Origin of the sequence: Telluria sp. B2 (genome assembly GCF_051789535.1) — a bacterium.
Taxonomy (GTDB): Bacteria; Pseudomonadota; Gammaproteobacteria; order Burkholderiales; family Burkholderiaceae_D; genus Telluria.
In genome coordinates this window covers 4,357,505-4,373,491 of record NZ_CP196525.1, presented here as the reverse complement: position 1 = coordinate 4,373,491, position 15,987 = coordinate 4,357,505, and the positions used below count along the sequence as shown (strand labels likewise).

The 15,987-nt window shown below is 61.5% G+C and carries 14 protein-coding genes; 11 read left to right on the top strand and 3 right to left on the bottom strand.

What is annotated here, in order from left to right:
* Window positions 1-83 precede the first annotated feature (83 nt).
* A complete protein-coding gene (locus tag ACSUZJ_RS19405) occupies window positions 84-347 on the top strand; it encodes a hypothetical protein (RefSeq protein WP_499410907.1) in 264 nt (87 codons plus the stop codon).
* Window positions 348-527: 180 nt separating this feature from the next.
* On the opposite strand, the gene ACSUZJ_RS19400 is transcribed toward ACSUZJ_RS19405, so the two are convergent.
* The 3 genes from ACSUZJ_RS19400 to ACSUZJ_RS19390 all read right to left on the bottom strand — a co-directional run bounded on the left by ACSUZJ_RS19400 (window position 528) and on the right by ACSUZJ_RS19390 (window position 5,391).
* The gene (locus ACSUZJ_RS19400; RefSeq protein ID WP_499410906.1) at window positions 528-1,370 is read right to left on the bottom strand and encodes a glycine-rich domain-containing protein; all 843 of its coding nucleotides are present in this window, start codon (window positions 1,368-1,370) and stop codon (window positions 528-530) included.
* Between the two features lie 229 nt (window positions 1,371-1,599).
* Complete coding sequence (locus tag ACSUZJ_RS19395) at window positions 1,600-3,435, bottom strand: CHASE domain-containing protein (protein WP_499410904.1); 1,836 nt, start codon at window positions 3,433-3,435, stop codon at window positions 1,600-1,602.
* Window positions 3,436-3,636: 201 nt separating this feature from the next.
* Entirely contained in the window at window positions 3,637-5,391 is a 1,755-nt protein-coding gene (locus ACSUZJ_RS19390) for a glutamine--tRNA ligase/YqeY domain fusion protein (protein WP_499410902.1), read from the bottom strand.
* 241 nt (window positions 5,392-5,632) lie between these two features.
* On the opposite strand from ACSUZJ_RS19390, the gene ACSUZJ_RS19385 reads away from it, so the two are divergent.
* The 10 genes from ACSUZJ_RS19385 to ACSUZJ_RS19340 all read left to right on the top strand — a co-directional run bounded on the left by ACSUZJ_RS19385 (window position 5,633) and on the right by ACSUZJ_RS19340 (window position 15,869).
* Window positions 5,633-5,923: a DnaJ domain-containing protein gene (locus ACSUZJ_RS19385; RefSeq protein WP_499410900.1), complete on the top strand. Its 291-nt coding sequence runs from the start codon at window positions 5,633-5,635 to the stop codon at window positions 5,921-5,923.
* Between the two features lie 66 nt (window positions 5,924-5,989).
* Window positions 5,990-6,505 (top strand): hypothetical protein, encoded by a 516-nt coding sequence (locus ACSUZJ_RS19380; protein WP_499410898.1) that lies wholly within the window; start codon window positions 5,990-5,992, stop codon window positions 6,503-6,505.
* On the top strand, window positions 6,502-7,278 hold the full coding sequence (locus tag ACSUZJ_RS19375; RefSeq protein ID WP_499410896.1) for a hypothetical protein: 777 nt from the start codon (window positions 6,502-6,504) through the stop codon (window positions 7,276-7,278). The genes ACSUZJ_RS19380 and ACSUZJ_RS19375 overlap by 4 nt, the downstream gene beginning before the upstream one ends.
* A gap of 17 nt (window positions 7,279-7,295) precedes the next feature.
* Window positions 7,296-8,174 (top strand): hypothetical protein, encoded by an 879-nt coding sequence (locus ACSUZJ_RS19370; RefSeq protein WP_499410894.1) that lies wholly within the window; start codon window positions 7,296-7,298, stop codon window positions 8,172-8,174.
* Window positions 8,175-8,489: 315 nt separating this feature from the next.
* Complete coding sequence (locus ACSUZJ_RS19365; protein WP_499410892.1) at window positions 8,490-9,704, top strand: MFS transporter; 1,215 nt, start codon at window positions 8,490-8,492, stop codon at window positions 9,702-9,704.
* Between the two features lie 139 nt (window positions 9,705-9,843).
* On the top strand, window positions 9,844-12,660 hold the full coding sequence (locus tag ACSUZJ_RS19360) for a type VI secretion system Vgr family protein (protein ID WP_499410890.1): 2,817 nt from the start codon (window positions 9,844-9,846) through the stop codon (window positions 12,658-12,660).
* Window positions 12,661-12,702: 42 nt separating this feature from the next.
* On the top strand, window positions 12,703-13,548 hold the full coding sequence (locus tag ACSUZJ_RS19355) for a hypothetical protein (protein WP_499410888.1): 846 nt from the start codon (window positions 12,703-12,705) through the stop codon (window positions 13,546-13,548).
* A 69-nt stretch (window positions 13,549-13,617) separates the two neighbouring features.
* Window positions 13,618-14,262, top strand: coding sequence for a hypothetical protein (locus ACSUZJ_RS19350; RefSeq protein WP_499410886.1), 645 nt, complete (start codon window positions 13,618-13,620; stop codon window positions 14,260-14,262).
* Between the two features lie 49 nt (window positions 14,263-14,311).
* Window positions 14,312-15,412, top strand: coding sequence for a hypothetical protein (locus tag ACSUZJ_RS19345; protein ID WP_499410884.1), 1,101 nt, complete (start codon window positions 14,312-14,314; stop codon window positions 15,410-15,412).
* 139 nt (window positions 15,413-15,551) lie between these two features.
* Complete coding sequence (locus ACSUZJ_RS19340; protein WP_499410882.1) at window positions 15,552-15,869, top strand: hypothetical protein; 318 nt, start codon at window positions 15,552-15,554, stop codon at window positions 15,867-15,869.
* Window positions 15,870-15,987: the final 118 nt, after the last annotated feature.

Below are 15,987 nucleotides of genomic sequence, written 5' to 3'. Positions count from 1 at the left end.
GCCCGGTGAGGCCAATTTCTCATGTTCAAATTGAACATGTAAGAAATTACTCACGGATTGTGATTTTTTGAAAGAATTCAGGAATGCCCATCAGAAGACTGCCGGAAGGCTCAGCTTACGACCCCAATCGCGTACTCGACGCCATCATCGCCAAATTGCAACTGAAGAATGACGCTGCCTTGTCGCGCGCGCTCGAAGTGGCGCCGCCGGTGATCAGCAAGATCCGCCACAACACCTTGCCGATCGGCGCCACCATCCTGCTGCGCATGCACGAGATCAGCGATTTCAGCATCCGCGAACTGCGCGCGTTGATGGTCAAGCCCGATGCGGACATGTCGGTTGCCTGAAAAAAAAAGAGCCGGCATCGATGCCGGCTTCGTGAAGGGACAGAGGCGTCGCCGCCCTTGCCCCGATTGACTTTCGCTTCGCCGGCGCAGCAGCCGGCAGTAGCGGAGAGCCTGTTGTCAGTGTGTTCCCGGTTTGTCGTTCATGCGGCCGCAAATCGCCGCGTGGTTGCGCGGCCCGGATCAGGCAGCCAGGGGCGCCCGGCCGCACCATGCGGTCTGGACTTCGGCAGCCGAGGCGGCGGCCGGAGCGCGGCCGCACCATGCGGTTTCCTTGGCGACTTCAGGTGCACGGCCGCACCAGGCCGTTTTCCCTGCGCCAGCCTCGACCGGCGCACGACCGCACCATGCGGTTTCCTTCGCCATTTCCGGCGCCCGTCCACACCAGGCGGTCCGCACGGCGGCCGCGATGGGCTTGGCCGGGGAACGGCCGCACCAGGCGGTCTGGCTCGCGCCTTCGGCGAGCTTCGCCGGCGCACGACCACACCATGCCGTCTGGCTTGCGCCCTCGGCGGCGCTTGCCGGTGCACGGCCGCACCAGGCGGTCTGTGCAGCGCCTTCGGCGTTCGCCGGAGCGCGCCCACACCATGCGGTCTGCGCCCCGTTTGCCGGCGCACGGCCGCACCACGCGGCATCGGCCTGCTTCAGGTAGGGCTCGCCGAAGGTCGACTCGTACAGTTCGCGCATCCGGTCGCCCGCCTGTTCCTGGTTGGCGACGTCGTCTTCGCCGCGCAGGCCGATGTAGGGGTAGTGGTGCAGGAAGTAACCAAAGGCCTGCTCGCAATCCTGGGCGTACTTCATGGTGTCGAGGATGTGGTAGTGCCAGAAGGTGTCGACGTCCACCAGCGGCGCGGTTTCCTCGTTAGGAAAGGCCTTCATCAGGTAGAGGAAACGACGGTACTCCGCTTCGGTGGCGTTCGCCTTTTCGAGCGACCATCCTTCGCCGGACTCCTTGTGCATCAGCTTGACTTTAATCGGGTTCAAATCCAGGGCGGCGATCACTTCGAAATCGTTGTTCGAGATCATGATTCATCCTTTGTTTTGGATACTGCATCGTTATTGTAATTTGGTGTTCCGGTAGTCGATGAAGTCGTGCTGGCAGATGGTCTGGCCCTCCTTGTCGTTAAAAACGATTGTAGTTAATACGTTTGGTTTGATGCAGCACATTGATGACCATTCTCTACCCCAAACCTGCGGAAATTATTGATTATTCGCAAGTTGAGTAGCGTCAAGCAATTGCGTGTCGCATATTCGACTACAGGCTTTCGAAGACCTTCGCAGGGCTGGCCGGGGCAGGCATGGCCTGTGTCACGGAGAGGAGATTGTCGGCGGTCGGGATCGATACGTGGACCGTGGTGCCGGCGTTCGGCCGGCTGGTGATGACGCACCTGCCGCCCAGGATGCGCACCCGTTCCTCGATGCCGACCAGGCCGAAGGAGCCTGGTTTCTGGCCTACGCCCTTGTTCAGCCCGATGCCGTTGTCGCTCACCGTCATCGAGATCGATTCGGCATCGAGCGCCAGCTCGACCCGCACGGCGGTGGCGCGGGCGTGGCGCGAGACATTGGTCAGCGACTCCTGCAGGATGCGGAACAGGGTGGTGGCGCAGCGGTCGCTCACGTGCAGTTCGCAGCCATCGGAGACCAGTTCGCAGGCAATGCCGGTGCGGCGCTGGAACTCGGCGATTTGCCAGTCGACCGCGGCGGTCAAACCCAGGTCCAGCACGTGAGGGCGCAAATCGTTGATGATCTGGCGTACGCTCTTGATGGTGGCGTCGATCTGCTCGAGCGTCCAGCGGGCCCGGGCGTGCAGGCGCGGGTGACGCCGGCTGGTGCGCGAGGCCAGCAGGTCGGCTTCGATGCGCAGCGCCAGCAGGTTCTGGCCGAGGTCATCGTGGATCTCGCGCGCGATGCGCTTGCGTTCGCTTTCCTTGATGTTTTCGGCGTGGGCTGCCAGCCGGCGCAGGTTGTCGTTGGTTTTCTGCAGTTTCGTCTCGCTCGCGCGCAATTCGCCGGTCATCTCCTCGGCCAGTTCGATGGCGCGGCGGCGCGACGAGCTCAGCGTCTGGAACAGCGCGTAGAGCAGGGCGGTGCCGGTCGAGCCCGCGAGCATCGCCACCCAGGGCAGGTAGCTGTCGATTTCCGAATACATGCTCTTCTTGGCGATGCGGAAGTCGATGTCCCAGCCGCGTCCGCTCACGCCCACCGGCAGCAGGGCGCGGAACATGTCCGGGTCGTGTACGCTTGCCTTGGGCTGGTTGTCGAAGAACACGGTGCGCTGGTAGACGCCGGGCGGTCCGCCGAGCTCCTCGACCGGACTCATGCCGGAGATCACCAGCCGCGTCGACTGCCTGGGCAGGTTGTCCAGCACGCCTTGCGCCAGGCGCGACACGCTGAAACCGATGCCGACCGAGCCGATATAGGCCGCGCGGCGCTGGGCGACGTCGCCCAGCGGCATGGCCGGCCGGTAGACCGGCATGCGCATCCCCAGCCCGCTGGTATGGGGCTTGATCGGCACCCGGGTGCCCGAGGTCGAGGCTTCGCCGGTGTCGCGCGAGTGCGCCAGCGCCAGCGCGACCGCGGGACGCGCCTGCAGGTCGATCCCGACACGGTCGGCGCGTGCCGAGTGCGGCTCGATAAAGGTCAGCACCGTGTATTCGGGGCGCCGCCCCTCGGGCCGGATACGAAAGTTTGCCCCGTCCGCGCCGAGTTCGCGCCGCAGTTGGGCTTCGACGGCGGGACGCTCGGCGTCGGTGAAAGTGCGTGCAAAATTGATTGTTTCGACGCCGGGGAAATGGTTTTCCAGGTCGAGGCCGGCCACGTAGCGCCGGAACTCCTCGTTCGTGACGTCGTCGTCTGCGAGAAAGAGGCTGGAAGTGCCCCGCAGCAAGTCGGCATAAGTCTTGATGCGCCCATCGAGGATGGACTGGACGCCGCGCGCCATGTGCAGGAAGCGCTCGTGGGCGTCGTTCTCGATGGCCCGGCTGGTGCTGATGTGTAAGCCTGCGCCTACGCCCAGAGACAGCAGCGCGCCCAGCCAGAAGCCGAGCCTGATGGCCGCGATTTTCTTCGCATAGTCGGCCAGGATCCCCATCTTTTGCTCCAATCGATTTTGAATATTTTATTTTTGATTTCGATCAGAATCGCGCAGACTGCGAAACCTGTTACCTATCATATCTGATAGGTTGCATGCGTCGCGTGGGCAACATAAAAAAAATCCCGCCGCGGCCGAAGCCGGGCGGGATTTGCTGATTTTCTCTGTTCTCTGGCTCCGTGTCTGGAGCGGGCGTTGGCTTTACTTGCCGCCCCAGCTGTCCTTGAGCGTGGTGACGCGGTTGAAGACCGGCTTGCCCGGTTGCGAATCCACGCGGTCGGCCACGAAATAGCCGTGGCGCTCGAACTGGAAGCGCTGGTCGGCAACTGCCGCGGCCATGCCCGGCTCCAGGTAGGCGGTGACGGTTTCCAGGGCGTTCGGGTTCAGCGCAGCCTTGAAATCCTTGCCGCCGGCGTCAGGCTGCGGGTCGAGGAAGAGGCGGTCGTAGAGGCGCACTTCGGCTTCCAGCGCCGAGGCGGCGCTGACCCAGGTGATGTTGCCCTTGACCTTGTAGTTGTCGGCGCCGGGGGTGCCCGACTTCGAGTCCTCGAAGTATTTCACGTGCACGGCAGTCACTTTACCGTTCTCGTCCTTGTCGTACCCGGTGCATTCCACCACGAAGCCATACTTCAGGCGCACGCGCGAACCCGGCTGGTCACCCACGGGCGGGGTGAAGCGGTGGTAGCCCTTGGTCGGGGTTTCCATGAAGTCTTCCTGCTCGATCCACAGCTCGCGCGTGAACGGGAAGCTGCGCTGGCCCATTTCCGGATGGTGCGGATGAACCGGCGAGGTGCACTCCACCGATTCGCCTTCCGGGAAGTTGTCGACGATCAGTTTCAAAGGACGCAGCACGGCGATCGCGCGCGGCGCCTTCGGGTCGAGGTCGTCGCGCAGGGCGCCTTCCAGCGTGCTCATGTCGATCCAGCCGTCGGCCTTCGACACGCCGATGCGCTCGCAGAACAGCTGGATCGATTCCGGCGTGTAGCCACGGCGGCGCAGGCCGACGATGGTCGGCATGCGTGGATCGTCCCAGCCGGTGACGATGCCGTCGTCCACCAGCGAACGCAGCTTGCGCTTGGAGGTGACGACATACGTCAGGTTCAGGCGCGCGAATTCGTACTGGCGCGGCACCGGACGCTGGAAGAAGCCGCCGTCGGCCAGGGTGTCGACCAGCCAGTCGTAGAACGGGCGGTGATCCTGGAATTCTAGCGTGCACAGCGAGTGGGTGATGTTCTCGATCGCATCCGAGATCGGGTGCGTGTAGTCGTACATCGGGTAGATGCACCAGTCGTCGCCCGTGCGGTGGTGGTGCGCATGGCGGATGCGGTACAGGGCCGGGTCGCGGTTGGTCATGATCGGCGAGGACATCGCGTCTTCGCTCATCTTCGCACGCAGGATGTGTTCGCCGTCCTTGTACTTGCCGGCCTTCATGTCGCGGAACAGCTGCAGGGATTCCTCGACCGGGCGGTTACGGAAGGGCGAGTTGGTGCCCGGTGTACCGAAGTTGCCGCGGTTCTTCGCCATTTCCTCGGCGCTCTGGCTGTCGACGTAGGCCTTGCCGGTCTTGATCAGGTACTCGGCCATCTCGTACAGCTTGTCGAAGTAGTCGCTGGCGTAATGCAGGTACTCCTGGCCGCCTTGCTCCCAGGTGAAGCCCAGCCACCTGACACTGTCCATGATGGTGTCGACGTATTCCTGGTCTTCCTTTTCCGGATTGGTATCGTCGAAGCGCAGGTGGCAGCGGCCGTTGTAGTCGCGCGCCAGGCCGAAGTTCAGGCAGATCGATTTCGCATGGCCGACGTGCAGGTAGCCGTTCGGCTCCGGCGGGAAACGCGTGATCACCGCGGGCATGCCGTCGCGCTTGTGGGTGCCTGCCGCCAGGTCGTTCTCGACGATGGCGCGCACAAAATTCGACGAAGGCGCGTTCGCCGCCGCGTTGTTCTTTTCGTTGCTCATGAAAGAAGGTGTTTGGATAGGTAAAGTTCTCGGCATTTTACCGTAGACGGGTGCGCCACGGTCCGCCTATGTGGTGGAGCGCACGGTTCGCCCGCATGCGCAGGAACATACTTGGGGTTCATTGCCGCCGCTTCCAAGGCCGTGCGCCGCTTGCCGCAGCCATGGCCCCGCTGTCAAGTTGGCGTTTTCTATAGGATAATCTCGTTTTGCCGTTTTTCGGCTATAGCCGGAGAGTTCCAAAGTGGAAAATTTATACGCGATCCTCGGCGTCGCGCCGAACGCCAGCGACGACGAGATCAAGAAGGTCTACCGCTCGCTGGCCATGCGCTACCACCCCGACCGCAACCAGGCGCCGGGCGCGGAGGCGCGCTTCAAGGCCGTTACCAAGGCTTACGAGATCCTGTCGGACCCCGCCAAGCGCGAGGAATACAACCAGAGCGTGAACCACCGCATCGTGCTCGATGCCGAGGCCGAGGCTTTCGAGCTGTGGCGCTCGCTGTTCGCGCTGAACGGCGTCACGCTGCAGGCCTGAGCACCGCCACCGGGGCAGGACGCCCCGCATGCACGCCACCGAACCCCCGCATACAGGACAAACAAGATGAAAAGAGTACATCCCGAATTCGCTTACCAGTCGCGCGAGCTGGAAGGACAGATCGACGGCACCCTGGGCGACCCGCCCAACCGCAAGAACTACGACATGATGGTCGGCGCGCTCGTCTCGGAATACGCCGGCGGCTCCGGCATCGACGACGTCAACCTGATGGCCTTCGCGCTCGTTGACAAGATTCGTTTCAAGGACCCGAAAGGCCTGCTGCGCGAAGCGGCCGACTACGAGGGCGACGACCCGGCGCGCGTGTTCGCGATGGCCGAGTGCGAAGGCGAGGACGGCGCCGCCATGTACGCGGCCATGACGGAAAACCATCCGGAACTGGCGCGCCAGGCGATCATCACCGCCTTCCTCTACAAGCACCAGGGCCGCTGGGCCGACGACGACCAGTCGCTCGACCAGCTGGCCGAGGGCGACGAAGGCGACGACGACGACAACGACGGCATGGACGACACCGCCGCGTCGGACGACTTCACCCAGATCTTCGACCAGGGAGAACGTGAATGAACGACAAAGCCAACCTGCCGGCGCTGACCAAGCAGGTCAGCGAACTGGTGCTGGCCGGCTCGCTGCAGCACGCCGAAGAGGCGTTCTCGAAGGCGGCCGACGAACACGGCGACTACGCCGTGGCCGAGGTGCTCTCGACCCTGCCGCCGCAGGTGACCGCGCTGCACCTGGCCGGCTTCGACGGCGCCAAGACCTCGCTCGCCACCATGCTGGTGCCGCCCAAGGCCTGGGCCGAAAGCCTGGCGTACATGGCCGCCACCTGGCCGGATGACATGATCGAGGACGACCCCGAACGCATCGCCGAGGGTCTGTTCAACCATGTGCACGGCGTTGTCTACGCCAACGACGACGAGGACCGCCGCCACGAGCTGCTGGCCGAGGCGTCCGCCACCGACCACGGCGCCACCGTGTTCGCCATCCTGTGGTCGCTCGCGCCCAAGGAAATCATGGAAGTGGCCGGCGAAATCAACTTGAAGGGCCGCTACGTGACCGGCCAGACCTCGTCCGACAGCGACATCGTGCCGCTGGCGATCGACCTGGCCAAGGCTTCCGAGGACGGCTGGGAACGTTCGCTGATCGAGCTGTTCCCGGAATTCCGTCATAGCGCCGAGATGGCCGACGCCGAGTTCCCGGACGATCCGGACGAGGACCCGGACTTCCAGCAGCGCAGCACGCGCGAGCTGCTCTACCGCCTGCGCAAGCAGGTGCCGTCGGTGCGTACCATGCCGCGTCGCAGCACGCGCAAGAGCATGGGCACGGACATCTTCTCGTGAGCGGGGACCGTTCACCGATGCTGCCTGCAATCGTCATCGAAAAACCGCCGCGGCTGGTGCGCGCGATCAAGCTGCTAGCCAGCGAGGACCCCGAGGAAGCGGCGATCCTGGCCGACGAGCTGTCCGGGATCACCGCCATGGTGGCCGAGAAGTTCACCAACGACCGCACCGCCGAAGGCATCCAGCGCGCGCTGCTGCTGACCGTCGGCGGCGTCTCGCTGGGCCTGGAAAGCATCATGTCGGAAGAGGGCGAGGAAAAGGACGAGGTCGCCCTCGACATCCTGATCGAGGAGGGCGCCGAGTACGTGTTCCAGTCGGGCTTCCGCCTGATCCGTGAACTGGCCGCGCTGCCCGAGGACAGCCTGGTCGGCGAATACGACAACGACCCCGTGTATTCGCAGCGGCGCCTGAAGGAACTGTTCGTCGACATCTGCACCGCCGATCCGGGCGAAAGCTGGTCCGGCTACGAGCGCTACCTGGGCCAGCTGCGCCAGCGCCAGCAGGTGCAGGCCATCGTGCGCGCCGCCCAGTGGCTGCGCCGCAACCACTACGAAGGCCCGGTGAACGACCCCGACCTGAACGCCGAGGGCGTGATCGCGCTGGCGATCATCTTCGCGGTTGAAGGCGGCGGCCGCATCGTCGCGCGCACCGGGCAGAAGGAGTTCGAGCGCTTCGTGAAATCGGTGCGCAAGAACAACCCCGACTTCGAGACCGGCTGGGCCCAGCTGCTGGAAAAGGTCCCGGCGCCGCACCGCGAGATCATCGCCGAGCGCATTGGCACGTATCGCGAAAGCTGCACCGTGTTGAAGAGCCTCGGCACGAAAGCGCCGATGAAGCAGCTGGTGGCCGAGCTGGAAAACTACGCCGGGTCGGAGCTGGATGCGGAGTATCCGTAAGGGCTGCCTGCGGCGTTTGAATAGCGGGCACGCAATTGAAGCCACCGGCCTCAATTGCCCCACCCTATGACCTGTGCCAATCGTAGGGTGGGCGCCCCGTGCCCACCAATTGCCTGACGTTTCGTAGGGTGGGCACTCTGTGCCCACGCGAACGCCAGCAAACCTGCAGCGTGAGATGCACTCGTATCGCGAGCACGCTGCGACGGTTCAAAAGATCAGCCACCCCCCGTAAACACACCCTCCCATTCCACACCCCCCGCCAGCAGTCCCCGCCAATCTTGAGTATGATGAGAAATCAAGTATCAGGATTCGCCCATGTCTTCACCCGCCATCGCCGCCGGCACCCTTGATTTCAAACGCGTCAACCGCGCCATGGCCTTCGGTGGATTTTCCACCTTCGCACTGCTCTACAGCGTCCAGCCCCTGATGCCCCTGCTGGCGCGCGACTTCTCCCTCACGCCCGCCCAAAGCAGCCTGGCGCTGTCGATTTCCACCGGCCCGCTAGCGCTTGCCCTGCTGGTGTCGAGCATCCTGTCGGACCGCTTCGGACGCAAGCCCCTGATGGCCGCCTCGATGTTCAGCGGAGGCCTGCTTACCCTGCTGGCCGCCTTCACCCATGACTATGTCCCGCTGCTTGCGCTGCGCGCCCTGATGGGTTTCATGCTGGGCGGGATGCCTGCCGTGGCGATGGCCTACCTCAGCGAGGAAATCGAGGGCAGCTCGCTTGGCCTGGCGATGGGCATGTACATCAGCGGCAGCGCTTTCGGAGGCATGTTCGGGCGCGTGCTGGCCTCGGTCATCAGCGACTTCTATTCCTGGCGCGCCGCGCTGGGTGTCCTGGGCGCGGCCGGCCTGTACGCGGCCTGGGAATTCCGGCGCAGTCTGCCTGCCTCGCGCCGTTTTCGTCCAGGGCAGGGCGGTCTCGCCGGACTGGTCGACGGCGCCCGGCGCCACCTGCGCGACCCCGGCCTGCCTTTCCTCTTCATGCTGGCCTTCCTGCTGATGGGTTCTTTCGTGAGCCTGTATAACTACATCGGTTACCGCATGCTGGGGCCGGAATTCCACCTGCGCCAGAGCGCGGTCGGTGCGCTTTCCGTGCTCTATTTGCTCGGCATCTTCAGCTCGGTCTGGGCCGGACGCCTGGCCGACCGGCTGGGACGGCGCAACGTGCTGTGGCTGGTGATGTCGGTGATGCTCGCCGGGCTGCTGCTCACGCTCGCCGGCAACCTGGTGGCCATCGTTGCCGGCGTCGGCCTCTACACCTTCGGCTTCTTCGCCTCGCATTCGGTCGCCAGCAGCTGGGTCGGCCGGCGCGCCCGTGCGCCGCAGGCACTGGCGTCGGCCCTCTACCTCTTCTTCTACTACCTCGGATCGAGCGTGGTCGGCTGGTTCTCCGGTTATATGTGGGAGCATTTCGGCTGGCTGGGCGTGGTCGGCCTGCTGGGCGCGATCCTGGTGCTGGCGATGCTCATCGCCCTGCGCCTGCGCGGCCTGGCGCCCCTGGAACCGGCCGGCTCCGCCACGCCGTAAGCACGGCAGGAGATTTCACAATGGCATGATCTGCATCATGCCAAGCGGCATCATCGTACTGTTTGCCTCCGGTAAGATCGTCGATTGGGATAGCTACCAGTGACGATTGCGAAGGAGTCCTGCAGATGGTGTCGCTCCGATGAATTTCCCTACCGAACTCAGCGCGCTTGGCCTGTTCGGGACCGGCCTCAGCCAGCATGCGCGCCTGATCACCCTCGATACCGCCCAGGAAAGCGCACTGCCCGAAACGCTGGCAGCCGAAAGCTTCAGTGGGATCGAGGCCGTCAACGAACTGTTCCACTTCGAGGTCGATGCGCTCAGCACTTCGACCGACCTGGACCTGTCGCTGTTTCTCGGCGAAGAGCTGACGGTCCGCCTGCTGCAGCCGGACGGCAGCCGCCGCGCCTGGCACGGCCTCTGCACGCATGCCTCATGGCTGGGCGCCGACGGTGGGGTCGCGCGCTACCGCCTGCGGCTGGAGCCGGCGCTGGCACTGCTCGCCCTGCGCCGCGACAGCTATATTTTCCAGGACAAGAACGTACGCGACATCGTCACCGAACTGCTGGCCGACTACCCGCAGGTGCGCTTCGACTTCGACATCACGCAGGAACTGGCGCCGCGCCCGGTGTGCACGCAGTACCGGGAGAGCGATCTCGCATTCTTCACCCGCCTGCTCGCGTCGGAGGGCCTGAACTGGCGCTTCGAGCACGACCAGCAGGAGGACGCCGCGGACGGCCACGCGCGCCATCGTCTCCTCATCTTCGACAGCCGCGCCCAGGCGCCGGCGCTTCCCGGCGGCGAACGCATCCGCTTCCACGGCGTGCGCGCCACCGAGCACGACGACGCGATCGACGCTTTCGGGGCCCGTCGCCAGGTGGGGGCGAACGCGGTCGGCATCAGCAGCTGGGATCCCTCCCAGCTCGTCGCGCCGGCGGCCGAGCACGAATCCATTCTCGACGCCGGCGAGCTGCCGGCACTACCGCTCTACGACGGCAGCGGCGAGCGCCACGTGTCCAGTCGTGCCGCCGCCGACGCCCATGCCGAACTGATGCTGCAGGCGCTGGAGATGGACGTCAAAGAGTTCGAGGGCGCGGGCGCGGTGCGGCGGCTCGCGGCGGGACATCGTTTTGAGCTGACCCAGCACGACCGCTATCCCGACGGCGACAACGCGTTCACGGTGCTGTGGGTGCGCCACGAGGCCCGCAACAACTTCCAGACCGGGATCGCCGGTGGGATGCCGCGCGGTGTCGAGAACGGCAGTTATCGCAACCGCTTCGCCTGCGTGCGCGCGGCGGTGCCAATCGTCCCGTCCGCCACCGCCATGCGCGATCAGGCCACCGCGCCTGGCCCGCAGTGTGCACTCGTGGTCGGGCTGGCGGACGCGGTCTCGACGACCACGCGCGATCATCAAGTGAAAGTCCAGTTCGCGTGGCAGCGCGGCCAAGTCCCGAATCCCGGCGGCCTCGCGCATGACACCGATGACAAAGGCTGCGCTCCGGGCAACGATGCATCGGGCACCTGGGTGCGCGTGGCCGAGGCGCTGGCCGGCCCCAACTGGGGCACCGTGTTCACGCCGCGTATCGGCACCGAGGTGCTGGTCGACTTCATCGAGGGCGACATCGACCGTCCGGTAATCGTGGCCCAGCTCTACAACGGCGCCGACCCGCCGCCTTTCGCTGGCGGTGTCGCCTCGAACGCCAACCATGCGGGCGTGCTGTCGGGGATCCACAGCCATAACTTCGACGGCGGCGGCTACAACCAGTGGCAGCTCGACGATGCGCCGGGCCAGGTCCGCACGCGCCTGGCGACCAGCACCGCATCCACCCAGCTCAACCTCGGCTATCTGATCCACCAATCGCCAGGCTCGGCGCAGCGCGGCGCGTATCGCGGTAGCGGCTTCGAGCTGCGTACCGATGCCTGGGCCGTGATCGGCGGCGGCGAGGGCGTGCTGCTCTCGACCAGCGCCCGCTCCCGGCAGGGCTGCGGCGTGAGCTCGACCCAGATGGATGCGGCGGAAGCGCTATCGCTGTTCAAGGGTGCGCAGTCCCTGGCGACCACGTTGGGCGACGCGGCTGCGCAGCAGCAGGCCCTGTTCAGCAAGGATGCGGCCAAGGCGCAGGCCGACTTCATCGAGCAGATCGACCCCAAGGCGAAAGGGAAGTACGAAGGCGCCATCGGCGGACAAAGCGCGCTGAAGGCCAAGCCAGGATCGCGCGAGCTCGATGGCGGGCAGCCAGTCGAGAAATTCGGCTCGGCGATCGTGCTGATGGACGCGGCGGCCAGCATGAACTGGGCCACGCCGGCGTCGACCGTGGTGTATGCGGGGCAGCAGCTGCACTGGACCACGCAGTCGGATCTGCACTTCGCTGCGGCGCATACGGTGTCGTCGGTGGCGGGGAATGCCTTCAACTTCTTTACCCATTCGGGCGGCATCCAGGCGATTGCCGGGAATGGGCCGGTGTCGCTGCAGGCGCATACGGATCAGCTGGAGATCTTGGCGGACAAGGAGATTACCGTGATCTCGGTGAACGACTGCATCGAGATCAAGGCCAAGGAGAAGATCGTGCTGCAGGCGGGGCAGTCGGCCATCACGCTGGAGGGTGGGGATATTACGTTTGCTTGTCCGGGGAAGTTTACCGTTAAAGGTGGGAAGCATTTGTTTGATGGCGGTGGCAACAAAGCAGCAAATTTGTTGAACCTTCCCGGAGAACTGAGTGAAGAGGCAAAACATTGGATTGCTTTGCACTATATGGACCCCGAGTTGGCAGAAGGAATTCCTGATGTCGAATACAAGATTCACTTTGAGGATGGTCCAGTGTTGTCGGGAACCTTAGACAAAGATGGTCAAGCCTTACACGAAAACGTTCTTAACAAACCCGTGAAAAAAGTCGTTTACAGCCCGCGTAAACCTGAAAAGGAAAAGCCATACGATCCTTTGGAAAAGCTAATCGGCTGAGTTTTCATGAACTTCAACTGACCTAGTTCGGAGAATTGCTTCATGGCAGATGTGAATGCAACACAGATGCGCGACGCATTGGCGTGGGCTACAGGGGATGAGGAATCGCAAGAGCCCAGTTCCAATCCATTCGTATGGTTCTGGGAAGCGGTAGAAGGAGACTTCAACGAGAACAGGTCGACCTCCCAGATCCTGGTCGATGCGGGCATCTCAATGATTCCTTTGGTGGATCAGGTGTGCGATCTGCGTGATTTGATAGCGAACTGCCGAAAGCTGTCACGTGATCATACGGATGTGTGGAATTGGGTCGCGCTTGTCCTGACGCTCATAGGTCTATTCCCGGCACTAGGATCGCTCGTAAAAGGGATCCTGAAAATTTTCTTCGGATTTGTAAGGCGGACCGGAGGAGAGAAGGTCGTTGAGGCGGTGGATGCAGCAATGAACTGGGTAATTTCCTTCCTGCGTCGGCGTCGCGTACAGGAGTACTTGAAGTCGCACAAAGTCGACGAAGTACTCAAATGGCTGGCTACCGAGATCAAGGCCGTGCGCGCTAAAGTGAGCGTTGCCGAGTTAACGTCGGCTTTTGATCGTGGGATCAAGGTGGTTGACGCAATGGCCAGCAAGGTTGAGTTTGTACCCGTGCTGGGTGGTAAGGCAAAACAAGCTCTGCTCGAGGTCCAAAAGATTAGATTGGCTGCCGACAAGCATTTTGCTCGAGCATTGAAGCCGGTGCAGGATGTATTCGATACGGTGATAGTACGGCTCGAACGTGAAGCAATTCAAAGGCAAAAAGGAATCGTTGATGCTCGAAATGTTCATTTCAGAGGTACTTTGCCTGAAGCAAAAGCAATCTCTCTCATGCAAAACTCAAGTACAAGGCCGGCCTAGCTGAACGACGGAGCTACACCACGCTGGTCGCCAGCAGATACTAAGATAGCAAGATCAAAAGTTGAGGCAATGGCAAAGCAGGGATGGCCGCCTCTGACAAATGACAATATTCGGTCCTTTCATACCTTGGTCCATGCTGAGATCAAAGGCCCCGCCCGGCTTTTCCGTATTTTGTCGCCCAATAGCCGGGCAATGAGCGATTGCTGGATTAGCGAAAAAGTATTTAATGATATACAAAACTCGCCGAACCCTAGGGAGGCGTGGAGAAAGTTCCTGGCAGTGTGGCCAGACTGGAACGCAAACGGTCAATTTGTGATCTATGACGTAAAACCTGGCGAAACTCTCAAGGTATGGCGTGGCCCGGCATCCGGACAAACGAAGGACGGTTTGCCTGATCGGCATCTTGAAGGCGGATGGGAGCAGATCGTCTTCAACGTCGCACGGACTGACCCGCGAAATGATGTGATGCGGTTCTACAAACTGAAGGGCGGTCGAAAAAATATCCTGCAGGGCGCGATCACGCAAGCAGAGTATAACAAGCTTACCCAAGCACAAAAGAATGAATACGTATCCATACGTGAGTCGATAACCCATCCAAACATTAGCGGGCCTTTCGAAACTGGGTGGGGATATACGGATTTTGAAGGGGCCGGACTTGCGACGAGAATTGGACTGCCAGCTTTGCCTGGGCAGGTAACAGCTCTTCGAAAGTAAGCACGGTTCCAGTTAATAATATATGTTTATTAAGCGAATTGGACTAAATATGAATTTGACTCAGTGGCAAAAAAAGCAGGCTGCGTTGCTGTATCATTTTTCCTCCATGAAATATCTTGAGGGCTTGCTGGAGCGCGTGAAAATGCTAAGAGTTTTCGCGAATGATGTTTTAGATGTCAATGAAGTCCAAGGTAGAGATAAACTATTGCGAAGCAAGCGATGGGGTAGTCGTAACACCGGCGAGAATTGGGAGAATAACGCGTGGCCGTTTCTTGGCGATTTTCAACGTTCAGTTGCACGAGATATTGCAGACAGAAAATCGAATATTTATCACAAAACCGGTGCATATCAATGCGTCCGAGGTATTTCCGAATTTTCTTTACAATGGATGGCGCCGGAGGAACAGGACGAGTTCGACCGGAGACTCGCAGAGGTATCCAGATATGCGGAAAATATCGATGACACCATGGACCGAGCGGTATATGCGACAAGGTGGAACGACTTCGGACTAACAATAGCTTGGCAAGAGCATGCACACAACTTCCCGATCCTTCCTAAATTCGTTGCCAAACCTGAGATGGTCTGCGAAAGTGGCCATATACCGCCGAAGACCGGCGTGTATGTATCAATCGACGATCCGAATGCAACCCTTCAGTTTGGCTGGACTGGATCTGATCAAGGCAAATTGTTGGACAGCACCACACTCAACGATTTAGGTAAGCACGCGTTGGCCTCGGTTGGTAGAGCCAAGCTCTGGATCGACGGCGATGCCATGCTCCGCTTTGTGCTTGCGAACTTGTCTTGTCCCGATTTGGTACGCGACCCCTTTTTTGATGAGTCTCAGACTCCCGATCTGGCCCCTGCTTTGGTGGCGGGCAATGCTTTTGAGTCAAAGCCGTCGCGTTGGTGTTTTGTCGAGCTCGTAAAGGATGAGTTCGAGCAAATCGAGGACGAGGTAGAGGAGGCAAGGCCGGAGACCTTACGCTTTGGCGCCGGCGATGATTGTCTGCGTGAAGGCTTCTATTTCTCCCCGGCAGATCCAAACTCACGTCGGCATTTCCGCGTTGGTGAGCAGTTCCCTGTTCTTAACCCCGAATACGGCAAGACCATTTGGCAGTGGGATAGCGAACAGGGCGGACGTGTCACTTAATTGCCCGGCCGGCTCAGGGCAATGGCCGACTCGCGATGTCAAAGCGATACCGTGTATCTCCACATTCTTCACGAGGGAGTCCTTCGTGCGACGTTCAGTAGCTGATGCCTGAAGGCTTAGTTCATTCTAGAGCAGAGTTATGAAAATTCGTAATGGGCTGGCTCTACTAGCTGTTCTTGTTATCGGCATCGTTTTTGGATACACGGTGTGTTCGTACGTCGACTTCCAGAAGAGTGTCGCTGCCATGAACGAACGTTTGATGATTCAGGAGAGGTTACGCATCGTTTCTCCTTATGAAAATGTCGATTCTCGAGGCATGCCGGCAGTAATTCCGCTAAGTGATGAGCAGAGATCGTATGTGATTGAAGTCCTGTCGGCGATGATCAGAGTGATCGCGGGTTCGACGCCCTTGGAGTTGGAAGAAAGGATGTATCTAGGTACGGGTCAATTCTATTGACCGAAGAACCCTGATGAGCCGGTGAGACTATCAAAGTCGTATTTCGGCGAGCATTTCCGTATGGCAGGAATTGCCGCGAACGTCAATCGGAAAAGCGAGAACTCTCCGTGGACGCGAT

Bases quoted from the DNA above. Each gene is read 5' to 3' on its own strand.
- ACSUZJ_RS19405 (WP_499410907.1), top strand. From the start codon at position 84: ATGCCCATCAGAAGACTGCCGGAAGGCTCAGCTTACGACCCCAATCGC.
- ACSUZJ_RS19400 (WP_499410906.1), bottom strand. From the start codon at position 1,370: ATGATCTCGAACAACGATTTCGAAGTGATCGCCGCCCTGGATTTGAAC.
- ACSUZJ_RS19395 (WP_499410904.1), bottom strand. From the start codon at position 3,435: ATGGGGATCCTGGCCGACTATGCGAAGAAAATCGCGGCCATCAGGCTC.
- ACSUZJ_RS19390 (WP_499410902.1), bottom strand. From the start codon at position 5,391: ATGAGCAACGAAAAGAACAACGCGGCGGCGAACGCGCCTTCGTCGAAT.
- ACSUZJ_RS19380 (WP_499410898.1), top strand. From the start codon at position 5,990: ATGAAAAGAGTACATCCCGAATTCGCTTACCAGTCGCGCGAGCTGGAA.
- ACSUZJ_RS19375 (WP_499410896.1), top strand. From the start codon at position 6,502: ATGAACGACAAAGCCAACCTGCCGGCGCTGACCAAGCAGGTCAGCGAA.
- ACSUZJ_RS19370 (WP_499410894.1), top strand. From the start codon at position 7,296: ATGCTGCCTGCAATCGTCATCGAAAAACCGCCGCGGCTGGTGCGCGCG.
- ACSUZJ_RS19365 (WP_499410892.1), top strand. From the start codon at position 8,490: ATGTCTTCACCCGCCATCGCCGCCGGCACCCTTGATTTCAAACGCGTC.
- ACSUZJ_RS19360 (WP_499410890.1), top strand. From the start codon at position 9,844: ATGAATTTCCCTACCGAACTCAGCGCGCTTGGCCTGTTCGGGACCGGC.
- ACSUZJ_RS19355 (WP_499410888.1), top strand. From the start codon at position 12,703: ATGGCAGATGTGAATGCAACACAGATGCGCGACGCATTGGCGTGGGCT.
- ACSUZJ_RS19350 (WP_499410886.1), top strand. From the start codon at position 13,618: ATGGCAAAGCAGGGATGGCCGCCTCTGACAAATGACAATATTCGGTCC.
- ACSUZJ_RS19345 (WP_499410884.1), top strand. From the start codon at position 14,312: ATGAATTTGACTCAGTGGCAAAAAAAGCAGGCTGCGTTGCTGTATCAT.
- ACSUZJ_RS19340 (WP_499410882.1), top strand. From the start codon at position 15,552: ATGAAAATTCGTAATGGGCTGGCTCTACTAGCTGTTCTTGTTATCGGC.